We start from the raw sequence: 17,173 nt of genomic DNA, 5'->3' as shown, positions 1-17,173 counted from the left end.
CGTCTCCGAGATTCGTGGAGTGGTTGATGGGGCTACCTGCTTGTTGGGTCACTGATCTTGAGTACGGCCTCACCGCGAACCAGCAGGTCACCGCTCTAGGCAATGGCGTCCTACCGCTCCATGCCGCCGCCGCGTTGGCGTCACTACGGGGAACATGCCAAGTGCGCGGGGGTCGCAAAGTAGATGGGGCCCGAGGTGCGCGGCAGTATGGCTCGCTCGACGGCGATGGTTCTGGTAATCGGACGCCGATGCCCCCTACGCGGGCCAGCTCATCGGGTAGCGGGGCGCGTTGAGTTTGTGTTCGCGCTGGAGTGCGCGTTGTTGTTCGGTCGTGAGGTGATCGGCCATGACGACACCTCCAAGATGATCCGTCTCGTGTTGCAGACATCGGGCCAGCGTGCCGGTGCCGGCCACGGTGATAGGTTCGCCGAACTGATCCTGACCTCGGCAGATGGCAAAGTCTGGCCGAGCCAGCGGAACGGCCGCTCCGGGGTAGGAGAGGCAGCCTTCCAGATCGGTTTCCTCGAATGGATCTGCCGCAAGCGTGATCGCGGGGTTGCAGACGAGCCCTTGACGGCGCCGACCGAAGGCATCCTCACAATCGAATACGAAGACCGCGAGGTCGACGCCGATCTGTGGTGCAGCTAGACCTGCGCCGCTCGCCGCCGTATTCGTCGCAAACATCGTGCAGAGCAGATTCCATAGGTCGGGTCCGAAATCGGTGACCTGAGCGCAGGGGCGATGAAGCACCGGTTCACCCCATCGAGCGATAGGCACCGGGCTACCCAGCGTCATCAACTGATCCAGTGGCATGTACTGCAACTCCTTCATTGTGGGAACTGATGATCCCGCCGCGAGGAATGTGCGCGTAGGTCGCTTCCTCGAGGCGTTCGACTGTTTCTGGCGAGAGCTCCCGGGGTCTATGTCTGTGAGCCCTCCGATTTGCGGGATTTCTCGCCGGCGGTCGGCGCACGGTAGGCGAAGTGTCTCAACAGTTGCTCAGCCGGCTTGATGTTCCCGTTCATCTGCAGCACCACGGCGACCAGCGCAGTGATGACGTAGGCCAGTATTGCCGCGGAAAACGCGCTCACGGTGTCAAGCTGCGCACCGAGAGCGATTGTCCAGGCTGGAAAAAGCGGAACCATGATGATGCTCTGGAGCAGATAGCACGTGAGCGACCGCTGTCCAACGGCAGATAGCACGTTCGCAACTCGGGAAGTGATGAAGCGTTGTGAGCGGCACAGCGCGAGGGTGAGCAGGGCGTATCCGATTCCGGCGAAGATGCCGGTCGCCACGTGGATGACCGAAATGATGACGCCACCAGGCCAGGTGGTTGTGGAATCCAGATTGGCGGCGACTGCGGCGGCGGGAGTACCCCCAACGAATCCGACTGCGACACCTGCGATTCCGAGCACCCAGCATCGAGGAGTGGAGATGTCCCGGGCGGCAAGCAGGTTGCGCCGCCCTGCCCAAAGTCCGAGAAGTGCAGCGGGGACGACCCCCGACATTCCGGCGAAACCCATCACCCACTCCAGGGGACGCCACGCGAGGGCTTCCCAAGGGTCAGCGATTCCGATCGACCAGAGAATCGAGCGTTGCAGGGTCGGCCCTACTTCGGCGAGCGCCAGGCCTTGAATCATCGCGGTCGGAAGGATGAGAAGGGCTGCTGCGACGATGAGGCCGCGGTCTGATGCTCTTCGGATGCCCAGGAGGATCAGCGTCAGTACGCCGTAGAGCGCGAGGACATCGCCGGCAAAGAGCAGCAGGCCGTGGACGGCGCCGAAGAGAATGAGCCCGATGCCTCTCCACCGCACAACACCGGGGCTTCTCGTTGCAACCTGCCGCGCGACTCCGTACCCGAGGAGGAGTGCGAAGAGTGGGTACACGCGTGCGTCGACCAACGCGACGGTGAAGAAGGTGACGAACTGGTCGGCGGCGGAGTCCGGGAGGATTCTCTGCCGCAGGCCGTACTCGCGGCCGTGCAGGTAGAGCATGATGTTCGCGATACTGATCAGGCAAAGCGCCCAACCCCTCGCTATATCGGGCATTGGTACGCGACCCGCCGGACCTTGGATGCCGGCGACTGGCGCGGCGGGCTTTGCGCCGTTCACGGCGCACCGACGAACACGTGCTGCGATACCGACGATCGATCACGCAGTGTGTGCAACAGGTAGCTGGGCGGAGCAGATTCATCGATGAGCGAGGTCAGGCCTGCTGTGAGGTCAGCGCGATGTCGTCCGGCCGAGTGCACGCCGGGAGCGATGAGCAGAGGCTTCCCGCCGAAGGTCGTCCAGGTTGCAGCATGTGTGTGTCCAGCGAGAATGATGACGACACGGCTGGAAGCCACGAACTCCTCGAATGCTTGCACCGCTCCGAATGCTCGCCACCGGTCGATGATGGGATGACCCAGCCGAGCGGGGGGATGATGCATGGCGATGACCACGGACTCGATCGAGGCAGCATCCGCTTGCTCGGTCAGCCATGCGATGTCGTCGGCATCGATCCGGCCGTGCAGCTCGCCCGGCACGGTCGAGTCCAGCCCGAGTGCGAGGAGCGATCCCACTCGCCGTGATGTGCGGTGTCGGGCAGCAGTCCCTGGATCTGATCGTGGGCGATCGCTATTGCCTACGCAGGTTAGTGTCGGTGCGATCGCATCAAGGCGGGCCGCAGTTTTCGCGATCACACCTTCGGGAAGTGTGACTTCGCTCTCCGTGATGTCTCCCGTCAACACGATCAGATCGATGCTCTCTCGCCGCCGTTCGAGGTGGAGTATCACCTGCTCGGCGCGCTCTTCGGCGCGTGCTGAGCCGTCGAGGTGGAGGTCCGAGAGGTGTGCGATCGTCCACTGCGGACGGTGTGCGTCTATGTCCTCGTCCTCCGTGATCCTGACGCGAGGGTGGTTGTCTGTCGTCATGTTCTTGGGCTCCTGGCGCTGTCCTGCCGATGGGCGGTTCGAGCAAGTTCCCGCGCGTGAACGCTGGGGCGGTATCCCAGTGAGACGATCGCGCCCTCGACTTTTGCGCGAGTGCGGGCATCGACTTTGGATGAGCCCGAGAGCACTCGCGAAACGGTGGACCGGGAGACGCCCGCTCTATCCGCAACATGGTCGATTGTTGTCTCCGGTACCTCACCGCCCGCGGAGGTCTCCGCCGGGTCGCCAAGATCGGTGAGTTCGCCAATCGTGAGCCGGTCGATCAGCATGTCCACGGCAGCCCCCAGGAGTGCGTGCACGGAAGCCATGTCGGCAGAGGGAAGAGGATCGGGGCGAGATTTTCCCTCGCCCGTCGCTCGGCGAGCCTCGCCCACCGTGATGCAGTCGCCGGGCCGCGAGAGCTGCCACCGTTCGTCGCGGATCACGACGAGTCCGGCGCTGCGCAATACAGCGAGGATACGCGCGGATCGCGCTGCGGTTTCCGGTCGGTAGGACAACAGAATCGGGGTCGGAGGACCCGCGATACCTCGGCGACGGGCCGTCTCCAGGAACCAGAGCATTGCCAGGCCAAGGGCCTCGCTCTCCGACACCCAGGTCTGGCTGATTTGGCTCTCGTTCAGAACCATTGCTGCTCACTCGTTCAGGTTCGCTATCGTGTGCGCCGGTAGCGCCACATGGTGAGCGATCCAAAGGCCGCGACCAGGAGTACCGCCCAGGTCAGGCTGTATCCGACCTCTGGTCCGATGCCGATGCCGTTCACGAGGTCCCGGACGCTCGTTACCACCTGGCTGACGGGGTTGAGTTCCACGAAGGCGCGCAGCCAGGTCGGCATGGTGGCGGGGTCAACGAAGATGTTGCTCGCGAAGGTGAGCGGCATCATGACCATCATGCTGGCGCTCATGACCGCGCTCGAACTGCGAAGGACGAGCCCGAGGAATGTCCAGACCCACCCGAGGCTGAATGCGAAGACCAGTAGCAGGAGCACTCCGAGTGCGACCCCTGAAAGTCCTCCTTGCGGTCTCCATCCGAGCGCGAGGCCGAGAAGTCCGGTGGCGGTTGCTGCCGTAGCGAAGCGAACGGCGTCGCCGAGGAGCATGCCGACGATGGGTGACGGGCGCCAGACAGGGAGCGACCGGAAACGGTCGAAGACGCCGCGTTCGACATCGGTGCGGAGCGTCATGCCCGTGTACATCGTGATCAGGAGCACGGATTGCACGATCATGCCGGGCACGAGGAATTGCACGTAGTCGGTCGTGCTTCCGGCTATCGCGCCGCCGAACAGAAAGGTGAACAGCAGCGTGAACATGACCGGGAACAGGGTGACGTCGAGGAGCTGTTCCGGGATGTGCTTGATCTTCAGCATGGCTCGCCACCCGAACGTGAGCGATGTGCTCAGTGGTCCTGGGGCCGGCGGCCGGATACTGCTGGCGATGGCCTCCTGGATCGCGCTGTTGCGGATCGGAGCGGGAGCCGTGGACGCGGTCATGCTGCGACCTCCGCATCGGTTTCGGTTTTGTGACCGGTGATAGCCAGGAATACCTCGTCCAGGCTGGGTTGGCCGAGCGTGACCTGAGAAACCATGACACCAGCCTCGTGGAGCGCGGTCAGCGCGTACCCGACGCGGGAGGGATCATCGATCGTCGCCGTGACCGTCCCGAGGTCGTCGCCGGTGCGCGCGTCGGCCGTCAGCACTCGACTGAGCGTGTTGGTTGCTCTGGTGTGGTCGTCAGGGTGCTGGAGGCGGACGTTCAGGGTTGCGGTACCGATCGATGTCTTGAGCTCGGTGCTCGTTCCTCCTGCGACGACCTTGCCGTGGTCAATGACGCTGATGCGGTCGGCGAGTTGATCGGCCTCCTCCAGATACTGGGTCGTCAGGAGGACGGTGGTTCCGCTGGTCACCATAGCGCGGACGATGTCCCAGACCTCACCGCGACTGCGAGGGTCGAGTCCGGTGGTCGGCTCATCGAGGAAGAGGAGTTCCGGAGTGACTGTGATGGATGCCGCGATGTCGAGGCGCCGTCGCATGCCGCCGGAGTATTTCTTCACTTGACGATCGGCAACGTCGCTCAGGTTGAATGCCTCCAGCAGTTCCGCCGCGCGTTGCCTGGCTCGTGTCCCCGTGTAGCCGAAGAGTCGCCCGATCAGTCGCAGATTCTCGCTGCCGGTCAGGTCTTCATCAACTGAGGCGAATTGGCCGGTGAGGCTCACCCGGCGGCGCACCTGGGTCGCGTCCGTGACGACGTCTCGGCCGAGGACGCGTGCAGATCCGGCATCGGGTGGCATGAGCGTTGACAGGATGCGGATTGTTGTCGTCTTCCCGGCGCCGTTGGGTCCGAGCACGGCGTGGACGCCGCCGCGTGCGATGGACAGATCGATGCCGTCTACCGCGACGGTTTTCCCGAAGGACTTCACCAACCCCGTGGTCTCGATTGCTAGCTCTGGCATGTACGTCTCCTTCTCATCGGTTCACGAGGTAGGACTTCGAGACGGTGCAAGAATCGTCGGTATGGATCACGTTTTCGCCAGAGCGGCGCTGTCGGGGCAGCGTGATCCTGCGCTGGTGGTCTCATGACGCTTGCGGGTTCGAAGGCAGAACATGTCGAGTGCTGAACGCTGGTCCGCAGCGGCGTCCGACTGGGCGGTGACATTGGGTAGGCTCACGGAGCGGCCTGGAACCGCATTGATCGATGCCGTCTCGCTCGTCGCTGGTGAGCATGTTCTGGACATCGGATGTGGGAGTGGCGCGTTCCTGCGGCAGCTCACCCGCGCCGAGGCGAAGGTCGCGGGTGTGGACCCCTCTGCGGGGATGCTCGATCTCGCTCGGCGCGTCAACCCAGAGGCTGACGTTCGGCAGGGCGGCTTCGGCTTACTCCCGTGGCCTGACGCGACTTTCGATGTCGTGGTGGCCGTGAACGCGCTTCAGTTCGCTGGAAATATGGTCGGCGGGCTGCACGAGGCGGTGCGCGTGGTTCGTCCCGGCGGGCGGATCGGTATCGCGAACTGGGCCGAAGCACGTCATAACGACATCGAGGTCGTGGAAGCAGCCCTCGGAGGGGTCGCCGACACCGATGAGGACTACCGATGCGAAGGAGGCTTGGAGCGGCTCTTCGCCAGTGCCGGGGTTACGCTCATCGACGCTGGCGTGGTCACGGTTGACTGGCATGTTCCAGACGATGAGTCGCTCATCCGGGGTGTGCTCTCAGGTCAGCCTGGCTCCCGAAGCACCAGGAGCGACGCGGCGATCGTGCGCGCGGCGCGGCCGTTCATCGTCGCTGACGGCTACGTTCTGAGAAATGCCTTCCGCTTCGCTGCCGGAAGATGCCCAGTAGACCCGTGACCAGCCCGCCTACTGAACCGACAGCGGTAGCTGGAAGATGTCGAAGCAGTCTGCGCCGAGGAACGAGGTGATGGCAGCGACACGATCGTCGCGCAGACCGAGCACTGTGATCGACCATGCCTCGTGGGTGCTTCCCGTATCGAGGCCGACGTAGAAGGCGACAGCAGGCGCGCCGTTCGCCTGGATGACCCGGTACTTCCAACTCGGGCAGCGCGTCATGGGCACCTGAAGAGCAAAGTCTGCGACCGCTTCGAGGCCTCGGTACCAGTGTGGCAACGGCGGCATCGCCCACGTGACGTCGGCTGTAAGCAGCGAAACGAACGTATCGATGTCGCCCTGCTCGAGGGCCGTGGCGAAGCGCGCGGCGATGCTGCGTGCCTCGCTATCGTCCACCGTGTGCGTCATCGACGTCGATCCGGGCGTCGGTGCGCTCGCGGCAATGGTACGGCGCGCCCTGGCCAAGGCCGAGTTCACCGAGGTCGTGCTGGTGGCCATGATCTCGGCGATCTCTGCGGCCGAAAAATCGAGCACGTCGAACAGCAGCAGAGCGGCGCGCTGGTTGCCGGGAAGATGCTGGAGAGCGGCGACGAACGCCAGTTCCAGCGTGTCTCTCCGCTCGGTCCGATCCTCCGGTTGTGCGTCGGCGTAGGGGGTCAGCCAGTCCACGTCGGTCAAGGGCGCAGAATCGAGTACGGTGTGATCGGCGGCCGGCCCCAGGTCCATCGGCAGCGCCCGCCGCTTGCGGGAGTTGACAGCGTCCAGGCAGACGCGGGTCGCGACGGTGTAGAACCACGAACGCAGGGAACTGCGGCCCTCGAATCGCGCGAGCCCCCTCCACGCCCGCATCAGGCTCTCTTGGACAGCGTCCTCAGCATCGTGGAATGACCCCAGCATCCTGTAGCAGTGCGCATGCAGTTCCCGGCGAAGCGGCGCGGCAAGCCGCGCGAAGGCCGCTTCGTCGCCGGTGCGCGACGCCGCGAGGTCTGCCTCGGCATCCGACGACAGACCCAAGTCGGCGTTCGACGTAGAGAAAACCGCAACCATACCGACGATTCTCTCACCGCTTCAAGGTCTTATCCACTGAACCGTCGCCCTGGCTGGGTGCTTACCGCGGCTGCAAACCGAGAGCCGTTTGGTGTTGGCCGAACTCGCCTGGTGCGTCTGTGTACGAGGTGATCCGAGGACGAAGGGTGTGCCATGGCCGGTGAGGGCAGAACGGAACGCGCGCAGGGACAGGTCGACGATCGGGCCACCGGGCGGCAGTGGGCGGGTCTGGTGCTGCTGGTGTTACCCATGCTGATGCTATCCACGGACTTGACGGTGCTGTTCCTGGCGCTGCCGACACTGAGTCAGGACTTGGAAGCGACAGCCTCGCAGTCACTGTGGATCGTGCACGTCTACGGGTTCCTCGTCGCCGGGTTCCTGGTCACGATGGGGCGCTTGGCCGATCGCATCGGACCGCGGCGCCTGCTGTTCATCGGTGCCGCAACATTCGCGGCGTTTTCCGTCGTGGCCGCGTTCTCCGTCAACGCCGAGATGCTCATCGCAGCTCGTGCCTTGCTGGGCGTGGCCGGGGCGACCTTGACGCCTTCGCTGTTCTCGCTGTTGCGTATCATGTTCCGGGATGACACCCAACGGCGGGTGGCTATCGCGATCATGTTCAGCGCCTTCTCCATCGGAGGCGCAACCGGCCCCCTCCTGGGTGGAGTGCTGCTGGAGTTCTTCTGGTGGGGATCGGTCTTCCTCATCAACGTTCCCGCGATGGTCCTACTCCTGCTCGCCGGACCCCGCCTGATCCCCGAGCGCGCCGAACGAAACTCCGCCCACCTGGATTGGCCCAGCGTTGCCCTGTCCGTGACCGGCACACTCGCTGTGGTCTACGGACTCCAAGACCTCGCAGCCGGACAGGAGACCGGCACCGGAGCGCAGTGGCCCTACCTCATCGTGATTGCCGCCGGGATCTCGCTCCTGGCCCTGTTCGTACGTCGCCAGCGTCGGCTGAAGGATCCACTGTTCGACCTCGCTCTCCTGACTAGCAGACGCATCACTGTCTCGCTGGCGACGCTGCTACTCGTGGGCATCGGCGTGGTCGGCGCTTTCTACCTCTTCACCCAGTACCTCCAACTGGTAGTGGGACTCTCGCCCCTGCACGCAGGGCTCTGGACCCTGCCCTACGTCGTCGTGAACGTCGCCGGAGCGATGCTCGCCCCACGTGCCGCCACACGTGTCCGCCCGGCTGTCGTGATCACCATCGGCCTGACGATCGCCACTGCCGGCTCAGTGCTTCTCGCGGCGCTCACCGATGTGGCGACGCCCCTGCCGTTGCTGGCAGCCGCGATCGCTGTCATCGGCGTCGGCCACGGCGCAGCCATGGCGTTGATCAGCGACCTCATCATCTCCAGCGCACCCGCCGAGAGAACCGGCTCCGCGGCCGCCGCCCAACAAGTCAGCGGAGAACTGGGCACCGTCCTCGGCATCGCAGCCGGAGGCGCCACCGGCGTCGTCGTCTACCGCGCCACCCTCACCGCCACGATGCCACCTAGCATCCCCGAGGCCTCGCAGGAGGCGGCAGTGTCCACAGTCCACCAAGGAATCAGCACAGCCGAGACCTTCGGACCAGGTGGTGCAGCCCTCTTGGACGCTGTGCATTACGCGACCGCGGAGGGTCTCCAGGTGTACGCGGGTATCGCAGCGGCACTCGTCGCGCTCGCGGCAGCTCTCTTCGGGATGTTCCTTGCACGCGCCAAATAAACAGGCCGATCGCGCAGCGCCCCACGAACCATACGCGCCAGCACCGTCAACTCGCATCACGCCGACACCGCCTTCCGCGCGCCACAACGGACCCTGCTCAGCGTGCTGCCTCTCGATTCTGACCAAACCGATCCATCAGCGCCGACGATTCCGGAATCGCCAGCAAGTCTTACCTCTTGAGCGGCCAACAACGAGGAGTTCAGGAGGACCCATGACCAACGACCGTACCCGCCACGAGCCAGCTTGGTTCGACGTTTCGACCCCCAACCCCGACCGGACCCAGCGCTTCTACCGCTCGCTCTTCGACTGGCAGATCACGCAAGTGGACGACACGTATGCGCTTGTCACGGACGCCGGTGGGCGACAGATCGGCGGCATGGGGAAGGCAGGTTCCGAGAGTCCCTATGTAGGCGCGACAACCTACTTCTCGGTCGCCGACGTCACCGCAACCCTGGAACAGGCTCGCTCGCTCGGCGGCACGAGCCTCTTCGGGCCGGTTCAGACCCCGATGGGACACATCGGAGCCTTCCTCGATCCAGATGGCAACAGGATCGGTGTCGTCGGAGCATGAACCAGCAAGACGTGATCGCCGACCAGACACGCAGTGGCGTCTCCAGCCATCAAACCCAACCATGCCGAACCGATCGGCTGTACATCGAAAGGAATGGCTCATGGCCAAGTACATGCTCTTAATCCTCGGGGATCGTCACACGTGGGCCGATACAGCTCCCGAGGAGCAACAGCGGATCAGTGCGGGGCATCAGGCATTCGCCGCAACCCTCGGAAAGGCGATCCTCGCAGGCTACGAACTCGCCCCCGCCGATACGGCGATGAGCCTTCGATCACGCGGCAGTGAGCGCCCCCAGATCACACGAGGTCCCTTCGCAGCGGTGGACGAAGTCATCGGCGGCTACTACGTGATTGAAGCGGAAGACCTCGATATGGCGACGCGGCTGGCGGAGCTACTGCCAGAGACAAACGCGCCATATTCGGCCGGTGTTGAGATACGCCAGGTGGTCGAGCCGACGACTTCATAGCGGCTGCTCCCGCAGCTGTAACCCATCCCCCGAGAAAGACAGGAGGGCCACGTATGCCCAACGAATCAGCACAAATCGATCACACCTTCGACGCAGCCATCGGCGTGGACGTCAAGGGAGAAATCTGGACCTGCGTCGAAATTCCAGGCTCGGCCGCACTCTTCGGCTCCATGAAGTCAATCCGCGTAGACGCCACAATCGACGGCATCCCCCTACTCAACGCGGGGCTGATGCCCACAGGTACCGGCGAACTCATGCTGTCCCTCAATGCCAAGCTACGAAAGCAGCTCAACAAAGGCGTCGGCGATGTTGTGACGGTTCGCCTGCAGAGCCGACCGACGTGAGCACGCCTCATGCCCCCGACGCCAAGAATCCACCTGATGCCGGGGGTCTCTTTCAACGCATGTTGTGGCTTATCGCGGTCGCCCGAGGCGATGTGCGAGACAGGGCCTACGAGGTTCCCGAACACCGCATCGTTCGACAGATCGCCGCGGATCACGCGATCCGTCAGGCATGGAAATAGAGGCGATTGTCACAGGCAACAACAACTGCACCAGGTGATATCAGGGGTCGCTGTCTTGCCGCGCCACGCACCAACCGGTCTGATGTCGCTTCCACGGACTAGATCTGATTCGGCTTGCGGCCACGATCTGCCGTCCCCGCGACTCGGATTGGCAGCCGCCTGAAGGCGAAGCAGCGCGCGAGGCCCGGAGCACCATGCGACATCTTCCTCAGTTCGCCCCAATCGTTGCACGGACCACACCCGTTGACCACCCGATTGAGCCGGTCGCTTACGACTGCCTCCGGCTGTGCTTCATCCGCACGGGGACGGCGATCCTGTTCAGCGAGTTCGGCACCAGGCCGGTCAAGCCGGGCGATGTGGCGATGCTAGCGGCGAACACACTGTGCGGGTGCGAGCCCGATGGCTGGGCTTCCATGACGACGGTCTATCTTGACAGCGACTTCCTCATCGACCAGGTGTTCTGGCAGTACGCCTTCATGCTCCCCGACCGGCTCTCCGCGCAGGACTTCGCCAGCACGCGATACGCCGAGCCAACACAGCTGCTTCGACTCGGCGAAGAATGGGCCGGACATTTCGCGCCACGCCTGGATGAGCTCGTGACACTGAGCATTGACGGCCCCCGACCCGAGCGCTTCTACCGGATGCAATCGCTCCTCTTCGCGATCTTCGACGTCATCAGCCCGTACATCGCCGTCACCGACACACGAACCTCGCCGACTCAACGGCCGACCACTCGACCTGTCGTGCCGAGGCATCGCACATTCGCTCCGGTGCGCACCGAAGCCCGACTGGCGGAGGAGCTGCTGCGCGAGTCGCTCGCCCACCGGTGGACGATCGACGAACTCGCCTCATGCGTTCACCTCTCCACGTCGCACCTGAGCAGGGTGTTCGTCGAAGCGTTCGGGAAGTCGCCCTTGGCCTATCTGACGATGCTCCGCGCCCAAGAACTCGCACGCCTCCTCCGCTTGACTGAGCTGACGGTCGCAGAAGCCGGGAGGCGGGTCGGATGGACCGACCCGGATTATGCTGGCCGTCAGTTCCGGCGTTCGGTGGGCGTGACTCCGCGGCAGTACCGTTCGATGGCTCACATGTCGGCACGGACATAAACCCGTAGGATGCTCGCACGGCGGATGACCGTTCTCTCCGTGCTTGCTATCACGAGGCACAGCGTCCGCCGCCGCCCCCTGTGAACTACGATGCGCTTTTCACCCCGAATCGACCGCCGGGAACCCGGACGATTCGCTCACGAATCCGGGCGATTCTCTGGCGATTCCACTCCATCTCGTCACGGTGCCTCCTCGTCATGTAGGCCAGGGGCCACGTCGGGCACACCTCGGATGACCTGACGGCCTTCCGACCGATCCATTCCTGTCCGCTGACCGTCTCGTCTCACTGGCGCTCCCGGCGCACCTCATAGGTACACGCCATTCCAGCCGGAGCGGCGCCCGCCGGGAGGAGGTCGACGATGAGGGCGAGAGATGAGGCCCGCGAGGCGTGGGATGCGAAGCTCGACGAGCTTCACGAGCGTCTAGTCAGCGCTGTCGAAAAGCTCGTCATAGGCGACGACTGGAGGCGGGCGTTGGAATTCACCGCCCGGTTCCGGTCGCGCAGTTTCGGAAACGGCATCCTGATCGCCGTCCAGCACTTCGCTGCCTACGAGGCAGGCCGGGTGCCCGACCCGGAGCCCTCCTATGTTGCGGGGTACAAGCAATGGCAGGGGCTCGGAAGGCAGGTCGAGAAGGGCCAGCCCGGCTACATGATCTTCGCCCCAGTCACCGGCCGGTTCGCATCCTCGACCCCGCAGGACTCCGCCTCGTGGCGCAGACTCGGCAAGTTCGAGAAGCCGCAGCCAGGTGAGGCGGTGCGCTCCCGGATGGTCGGCGCGAAACCCGCCTACGTGTGGGACGTTTCCCAGACTGCCGGTGACCCGATCCCGGAGCGTTCCTCGCCGGCGCTGCTGGTGGGCGGGGCCCCGGAGGGCTTGTGGGAGGGGCTTGCGGGGCTGGTGGAGGCGGAGGGGTTCGCGGTGCTGCGGGTCGAGCACGCCGGAATGATCCACGGCGCGAACGGCCTCACCGACTATCGGAACCGGACGGTCGCGGTGCGGACGAACATGGACGAGGCCGCGCAGGTGAAGACCCTCGCGCACGAGCTCACGCACGTGAAACTGCATGGCCCGGAAAACCCGGATGCGACGGGGCATCGCGGGATTGGTGAGGTCGAGGCGGAGTCGGTGGCGTTGATGATCGGCGCCGCGCACGGTATGGACACCAGCGCGTACACGATCCCCTATGTCTCCGGGTGGGCAGGCACAGTGAAGGACAAGGACCCGGCCGAGGTGGTGCAGGCCACCGGCGAGCGTGTCCGCAAGACGGCCCGGGCGATCCTCGACGCCCTTCCGACGGTGCAGCTCGGCGGCGGCGACCCGCCGGGTCTTACCCGTGACGCGGCCCGAGCCGAATGCGCCCCGCACGCTGCCCGCGTCGCACCGCCCGTGGAGCCGTCACGCTCGCGTGCAGCGGACGCCGTGGTGAGGGGACTGTAATGCGCCCGTCCGAGCTGTTCGCCCAGGTGTCCGGGCTGCCATTGCCGGTGGCGGCGGCACGGTTCGCGGACGCGGGGGTGCTGGTGTTCCCGTGTGTGCCGGGCGGTAAGCGGCCCCTCATCGAGCGCGGCTTCCACGCTGCGACCACCGATGTCGGCCAGGCGACAGCGTGGTGGCGGCGGTGGCCGGCGGCGAACATTGGCGTCCCCACCGGCGCCTCGTCCGGGCTGGTGGTGGTGGACGTGGATGTCCACGGCCCCGCCGATGGTCAGGCCAGTTTCGACCGAGCGACCGCGGCAGGGCTGACCAGTGGGTGGGCGCTGTTGGTGCGCACGCCCACGGGCGGGATGCACGCCTACTATCCGGCGTTGCCGGGGAGCGAGCAGCGGTCGTGGCAGGCGGGACGGGCCGGCGTCGATTTCCGTGGCGACGGCGGCTACATCATCGTCCCGCCCTCCGCACGCACGATCGAGGGCACCACTGCCCTCTACCGGGTGGAGGAGGTCGGGACCGGTCCCGCGAGAAGCCTGGATGCCGGGCGGTTGCGGGACTTCCTCGACCCCCGCCCCGAGCCTCGCCCTCGCCCCGGAACCTGGCAGCCGGTGGGACGGGATGATGCCGAGCGGCTGTCGCGCTGGCTGGACAGGCAGGACACCGACCGCAACCTCAAACTGTTCTGGGCGTCCTGCCGTCTCGCCGAGGGCGGCGTCCCAATGGCGGACGCTCTCGATGCGGTACTGGCGGCGGCGAAGTCGGACTTCGGGCCACGAGAGATCGCCGCGACCGTCCGCTCCGCGTACCGCACCGTCCGCCCCGAGCCTGCCCGCCGGGAGCCGTCGTCGGTGCGGGGCGACTCGGGCGAGAGATGGTTTGGCCGTCACCCCACCACTGGCTTGTCACCGAGAGGGCAGCGGCTGTGATGACCCCGGCGACGAGAACGCGCGGTGGCCGGGTCGCGGTGGCAACCGCGGTGGCCGGAACTGTGTTCATCGCCGCAGGCGCGTTCTGGCTCTCCTTCACCGCCCTGGCTGATCTTGCCCGCCGCTCGGGGGTGGATGCGGGGCAGGCGTGGGCGTGGCCGCTGATCGTGGACGGCATCATCGTCGTCGCCACCGTCGCCGTCGTCGCGCTCGCGGGGCAACGCTCGGCCTGGTACCCGTGGGCGCTGCTGGCCGCTGGTGCCGTGGTGTCGGTGACCGCGAACGCGATCCACGCCGTCGTCGCCGCCGACGCCGACGTGCCGGGTGTGCTCGCCGCGTCGGTGGCGGCGGTGCCACCCCTGGTGCTGCTGGCGATCACCCACCTCACCGTCATCCTCACGCACCCCATACCCGCACCCGTGCCCGAGGCATCACGAGAACCAGGCGAGGAGACGGCGACGGTTGCTCAGCCGCCCGTGCCGGTGGGGCGTGAGGTGGCGGTGCTGCTGCGGGAGGAGGAGGGCTGGTCGAACAAGCAGATCGCCCGCCATCTCGGTGTGCACCCGTCCACGGTCGGACGCTGGTTCGCCCGCCCCGCCCTGAACGTCCCCGACACGAAGGAGACGACATGAACGAGCACGACCAGCGCACCGCCCGCCTCGGAGAGCACCCCGCACGACATCGAGAGGAGTCCGAGCCGCCAGACGAGGCACGCCGTACCGGGGACGGGGAGGTGTCGGAGCTGGCGCGGCACGGCGACCCGTCGGCGGCGAAGAAGAAGTCCGATGCGGCGGAGACAGGGAAGCGGCGGTCGGGGGTGGAGTGGGTGCGTCCGTCCGATCTGCTGGCGTCGCGGGTGGGCAGGGTTGCCGGGCAAGGCATCGACTTCCAAGCCGAGCTCGCTCGCCGCGCCCGCCGAGCACCCGGCAAGGCATACCGCGGCACCCGCAGAGTCGCCCGCGCGGGTGTGCAGGTTGTGAGCGAGCGGGCACGGAAGCTGCCCCCGGTGACCGCCTTCGGCCGCGGAGGCGGGGAGCGGCACTCGTGGGTGTCGCGGTCCGGGATCGGGTTGGGGTGACGTAGTCCATGCGCGTCCCTCCTGCACCTGCGAGCGCCACGGCTGGGGGATGCGCGCGCACCTGCTGTTCAGGAGGTGCCGTAATGACACAGGCACGCACCCGCACCGAGGAGCGGGATCGGTTCGAGGACTCGGAGGCGCTGCGCGCCCTCCTCAACAGGCTCCATGCGGCCGGGAAGGGTGCGTGGCGGAACGACCCGGAGGCTGCCGCGCTGATGCGGCACGCCGCCGACAAGTACGCCGCCCTTGCCCGCAAGCACGGCCTGGACCCGTGGGAGGCCGCCAGCGCGGCGTTCGAGGCGATGCGGGGAGCCGCCACCCGGCGGGCGGATGATCCTTGGGCGGTGGTGACCCGTGCGGTGCAGGTGACCTGCATCGGGGAGGAGCGCGGCAACGGCCTGCTGTGCTCCGTCCACCAGGCCCGCCGGCCAAGGTACTCGGTGTTCCATGACGCGGAGCGGTTCAGCGACCGAGAGAACCCGCTGACCGACTACCACCCCGCCTTCCACGTCGACCCCTTCGCGGACGACGATTCCGACGACTCCGGCCGGGACGAGGATTTGCTGCTGGAGCGGACGATGAACGTGGGTTCGGCGGTGGAGGACACGATCGCGTTCCTCAGCCGCGTCGGTTGGGCGCCGGAGACCGCGCGGGCCGCGGTCGAGTACATCACCGGACGGCTTGCCGAATCCGTGTCGCGGGCGTCGGCATTCGAGGTCCTGCGCCGCGACCGGCAAGCCCGCGCCCTCCTGGACCTGCCCGGCACCTCCTGGACGACCCTGCTGCGAGTCGTGCTCGGCAACCCCGACCCCGCCCTCGCACACACCAACGCCGGGCGCGGGATGCTCGTACGGCTGCTCATCGGGGAACCGTTGCGGGCGCTGTGGCGTGACGACGACCTCGTGCTCACCGCGGGCCTTGCCGCCCCCGATACCGGGGATGATCGCCCGTGAGTTCCCCGCAGGATGGGCACATCGAACTGGAGCGTGCGGTGGACTCCATCAGCGTCGGACGCCGGCACCGGCAGGACTACGGCGACCTGGCTCCGATGGTCGAGTCGATCCGCCGCAACGGCCTGCTGCAACCGATCACGATCACCCTCGACGGGAACCTCATCTGCGGAGCGAGACGGCTGGCGGCGATCAAGCTGCTCGGGTGGAAGACCGTCAAGGTATGGGTCCGTAGCGGTGTTTCGGATCGGCTCGGGCAGCTCCTCGCGGAGCAGGACGACAACCTGCTGCACAAGCCGCTGACCCAGTTCGAGGCCGCCGCCCTTTACCGTGAACTCAAGACCCTGCTCGCCGAAGATGCGGCACGCCGCCAAGAGGCCACCCGGTTCCACGCCGCCGACGATGCGGGAGAAGACGGTCCCGTTAAGTTAACGGCACCGTGGGACACCACCCCCGGTGAGGCCGCGGTGCAGGCCGCGCAGATGGTCACCGGCCGCGACTCCCACACCACATTGGAGCGCATCGGCCGCCTCGAACACCTCGCCGCCGACCGAACCCAACCCGAGTCCGTGCGCACTCGCGCGGCGGAGGAGGTCGAGCGGATCAAGGCCGGCGGAGGCGTCTACCCCTCCCACCTGCGCGTCAACGCCGAACTCACCCTCGCCGAACTCGACCAGATCGCCGCCGACCCCACCCTGCCCGCTGATGTACGCGAGCAGGCACGCACCGAGGCCGTGCAGGTGCGGGCGGCGGAGCGTGAGGCGCGGGCGGTGGAGCTGGAGGAGTTGGCGCAGGCCGCGCTCGCCCGCGTGAAGGCCGCCAAGAAGACCGGACGGAAACCCCCGCGCCGCCCGCTGACCGCGGTCGAGAACCAGGGTGAGCCGGTGCCGTTCCCGCTGACCGTGTTCGTCGCGATCTGGGACGACATGGCCGGATGGTGGCTGCACCATGACCCGGACGAGGTTGGCCCGGCGTTGACCGAGGAGCAATGGTCCCGGTTCGAGCAGACCGTCACCGGCACGATCGCGTTCGCCGATACCGCCCGCGCTGCCCGCCGGGCGCAGGAACGCAGCGAGCACATCGCCTAACCACCGCTTCGT

At 66.2% G+C, this 17,173-nt stretch carries 19 protein-coding genes; 12 read left to right on the top strand and 7 right to left on the bottom strand.

Annotation, left to right across the window (positions count from 1 at the left end; genetic code table 11):
- Nucleotides 1–255 precede the first annotated feature (255 nt).
- The 6 genes from J0I43_RS06415 to J0I43_RS06390 form a co-directional block, all read right to left on the bottom strand.
- A complete protein-coding gene (locus J0I43_RS06415; RefSeq protein ID WP_292860801.1) occupies nt 256–831 on the bottom strand; it encodes a peptide deformylase in 576 nt (191 codons plus the stop codon).
- 89 nt (nt 832–920) lie between these two features.
- Nucleotides 921–1,994, bottom strand: coding sequence for a DUF418 domain-containing protein (locus J0I43_RS06410; RefSeq protein ID WP_292860799.1), 1,074 nt, complete (start codon nt 1,992–1,994; stop codon nt 921–923).
- A 113-nt stretch (nt 1,995–2,107) separates the two neighbouring features.
- Nucleotides 2,108–2,914, bottom strand: a complete 807-nt coding sequence (locus J0I43_RS06405) for a metallophosphoesterase (RefSeq protein WP_292860797.1) — start codon at nt 2,912–2,914, stop codon at nt 2,108–2,110.
- A complete protein-coding gene (locus J0I43_RS06400; protein ID WP_292860795.1) occupies nt 2,911–3,558 on the bottom strand; it encodes a LacI family DNA-binding transcriptional regulator in 648 nt (215 codons plus the stop codon). The genes J0I43_RS06405 and J0I43_RS06400 overlap by 4 nt, the downstream gene beginning before the upstream one ends.
- A gap of 23 nt (nt 3,559–3,581) precedes the next feature.
- On the bottom strand, nt 3,582–4,418 hold the full coding sequence (locus J0I43_RS06395) for an ABC transporter permease (protein WP_292860792.1): 837 nt from the start codon (nt 4,416–4,418) through the stop codon (nt 3,582–3,584).
- Complete coding sequence (locus J0I43_RS06390; protein WP_292861929.1) at nt 4,415–5,344, bottom strand: ATP-binding cassette domain-containing protein; 930 nt, start codon at nt 5,342–5,344, stop codon at nt 4,415–4,417. The genes J0I43_RS06395 and J0I43_RS06390 overlap by 4 nt, the downstream gene beginning before the upstream one ends.
- Nucleotides 5,345–5,612: 268 nt before the next feature.
- Between J0I43_RS06390 and J0I43_RS06385 the strand changes: the two genes are divergently transcribed.
- The gene (locus J0I43_RS06385) at nt 5,613–6,269 is read left to right on the top strand and encodes a class I SAM-dependent methyltransferase (protein ID WP_292860789.1); all 657 of its coding nucleotides are present in this window, start codon (nt 5,613–5,615) and stop codon (nt 6,267–6,269) included.
- A 9-nt stretch (nt 6,270–6,278) separates the two neighbouring features.
- On the opposite strand, the gene J0I43_RS06380 is transcribed toward J0I43_RS06385, so the two are convergent.
- The gene (locus J0I43_RS06380; protein ID WP_292860786.1) at nt 6,279–7,313 is read right to left on the bottom strand and encodes a sigma-70 family RNA polymerase sigma factor; all 1,035 of its coding nucleotides are present in this window, start codon (nt 7,311–7,313) and stop codon (nt 6,279–6,281) included.
- 153 nt (nt 7,314–7,466) lie between these two features.
- Here J0I43_RS06380 and J0I43_RS06375 point away from each other — a divergent pair, with 153 nt between their 5' ends.
- The 11 genes from J0I43_RS06375 to J0I43_RS06325 all read left to right on the top strand — a co-directional run bounded on the left by J0I43_RS06375 (nt 7,467) and on the right by J0I43_RS06325 (nt 17,161).
- Nucleotides 7,467–9,020, top strand: a complete 1,554-nt coding sequence (locus tag J0I43_RS06375; protein WP_292860783.1) for an MFS transporter — start codon at nt 7,467–7,469, stop codon at nt 9,018–9,020.
- A 211-nt stretch (nt 9,021–9,231) separates the two neighbouring features.
- On the top strand, nt 9,232–9,591 hold the full coding sequence (locus J0I43_RS06370; RefSeq protein ID WP_292860780.1) for a VOC family protein: 360 nt from the start codon (nt 9,232–9,234) through the stop codon (nt 9,589–9,591).
- Between the two features lie 100 nt (nt 9,592–9,691).
- Nucleotides 9,692–10,057, top strand: coding sequence for a YciI family protein (locus J0I43_RS06365; protein ID WP_292860777.1), 366 nt, complete (start codon nt 9,692–9,694; stop codon nt 10,055–10,057).
- Between the two features lie 53 nt (nt 10,058–10,110).
- Nucleotides 10,111–10,401, top strand: a complete 291-nt coding sequence (locus tag J0I43_RS06360; protein ID WP_292860774.1) for a DUF1905 domain-containing protein — start codon at nt 10,111–10,113, stop codon at nt 10,399–10,401.
- A 592-nt stretch (nt 10,402–10,993) separates the two neighbouring features.
- Nucleotides 10,994–11,686, top strand: coding sequence for a helix-turn-helix transcriptional regulator (locus J0I43_RS06355; protein WP_367267545.1), 693 nt, complete (start codon nt 10,994–10,996; stop codon nt 11,684–11,686).
- Nucleotides 11,687–12,045: 359 nt separating this feature from the next.
- Nucleotides 12,046–13,125, top strand: a complete 1,080-nt coding sequence (locus J0I43_RS06350) for an ArdC-like ssDNA-binding domain-containing protein (protein WP_292860767.1) — start codon at nt 12,046–12,048, stop codon at nt 13,123–13,125.
- Nucleotides 13,125–14,045, top strand: coding sequence for a bifunctional DNA primase/polymerase (locus J0I43_RS06345; protein WP_292860764.1), 921 nt, complete (start codon nt 13,125–13,127; stop codon nt 14,043–14,045). Before J0I43_RS06350 ends, J0I43_RS06345 begins: the two co-directional genes overlap by 1 nt.
- Complete coding sequence (locus tag J0I43_RS06340) at nt 14,045–14,677, top strand: DUF2637 domain-containing protein (RefSeq protein ID WP_292860759.1); 633 nt, start codon at nt 14,045–14,047, stop codon at nt 14,675–14,677. Before J0I43_RS06345 ends, J0I43_RS06340 begins: the two co-directional genes overlap by 1 nt.
- On the top strand, nt 14,674–15,123 hold the full coding sequence (locus J0I43_RS06335) for a hypothetical protein (RefSeq protein WP_292860756.1): 450 nt from the start codon (nt 14,674–14,676) through the stop codon (nt 15,121–15,123). The genes J0I43_RS06340 and J0I43_RS06335 overlap by 4 nt, the downstream gene beginning before the upstream one ends.
- A gap of 83 nt (nt 15,124–15,206) precedes the next feature.
- Nucleotides 15,207–16,076, top strand: a complete 870-nt coding sequence (locus J0I43_RS06330) for a hypothetical protein (protein WP_292860753.1) — start codon at nt 15,207–15,209, stop codon at nt 16,074–16,076.
- Nucleotides 16,073–17,161: a ParB N-terminal domain-containing protein gene (locus J0I43_RS06325; RefSeq protein ID WP_292860751.1), complete on the top strand. Its 1,089-nt coding sequence runs from the start codon at nt 16,073–16,075 to the stop codon at nt 17,159–17,161. Before J0I43_RS06330 ends, J0I43_RS06325 begins: the two co-directional genes overlap by 4 nt.
- Nucleotides 17,162–17,173 lie beyond the last annotated feature (12 nt).

The sequence above is a fragment of the Microbacterium sp. genome (genome assembly GCF_017305435.1).
GTDB lineage: Bacteria > Actinomycetota > Actinomycetes > Actinomycetales > Microbacteriaceae > Microbacterium.
This window is presented reverse-complemented; position numbering and strand designations above follow the sequence as displayed.

Coding starts and splice junctions, on each gene's coding strand:
- J0I43_RS06410 (WP_292860799.1), bottom strand. CDS start 1,994: ATGCTCTACCTGCACGGCCGCGAGTACGGCCTGCGGCAGAGAATCCTC.
- J0I43_RS06370 (WP_292860780.1), top strand. CDS start 9,232: ATGACCAACGACCGTACCCGCCACGAGCCAGCTTGGTTCGACGTTTCG.
- J0I43_RS06380 (WP_292860786.1), bottom strand. CDS start 7,313: ATGGTTGCGGTTTTCTCTACGTCGAACGCCGACTTGGGTCTGTCGTCG.
- J0I43_RS06360 (WP_292860774.1), top strand. CDS start 10,111: ATGCCCAACGAATCAGCACAAATCGATCACACCTTCGACGCAGCCATC.
- J0I43_RS06395 (WP_292860792.1), bottom strand. CDS start 4,418: ATGACCGCGTCCACGGCTCCCGCTCCGATCCGCAACAGCGCGATCCAG.
- J0I43_RS06365 (WP_292860777.1), top strand. CDS start 9,692: ATGGCCAAGTACATGCTCTTAATCCTCGGGGATCGTCACACGTGGGCC.
- J0I43_RS06340 (WP_292860759.1), top strand. CDS start 14,045: ATGACCCCGGCGACGAGAACGCGCGGTGGCCGGGTCGCGGTGGCAACC.
- J0I43_RS06375 (WP_292860783.1), top strand. CDS start 7,467: ATGGCCGGTGAGGGCAGAACGGAACGCGCGCAGGGACAGGTCGACGAT.
- J0I43_RS06415 (WP_292860801.1), bottom strand. CDS start 831: ATGAAGGAGTTGCAGTACATGCCACTGGATCAGTTGATGACGCTGGGT.
- J0I43_RS06355 (WP_367267545.1), top strand. CDS start 10,994: ATGACGACGGTCTATCTTGACAGCGACTTCCTCATCGACCAGGTGTTC.
- J0I43_RS06330 (WP_292860753.1), top strand. CDS start 15,207: ATGACACAGGCACGCACCCGCACCGAGGAGCGGGATCGGTTCGAGGAC.
- J0I43_RS06350 (WP_292860767.1), top strand. CDS start 12,046: ATGAGGGCGAGAGATGAGGCCCGCGAGGCGTGGGATGCGAAGCTCGAC.
- J0I43_RS06345 (WP_292860764.1), top strand. CDS start 13,125: ATGCGCCCGTCCGAGCTGTTCGCCCAGGTGTCCGGGCTGCCATTGCCG.
- J0I43_RS06335 (WP_292860756.1), top strand. CDS start 14,674: ATGAACGAGCACGACCAGCGCACCGCCCGCCTCGGAGAGCACCCCGCA.
- J0I43_RS06400 (WP_292860795.1), bottom strand. CDS start 3,558: ATGGTTCTGAACGAGAGCCAAATCAGCCAGACCTGGGTGTCGGAGAGC.
- J0I43_RS06405 (WP_292860797.1), bottom strand. CDS start 2,914: ATGACGACAGACAACCACCCTCGCGTCAGGATCACGGAGGACGAGGAC.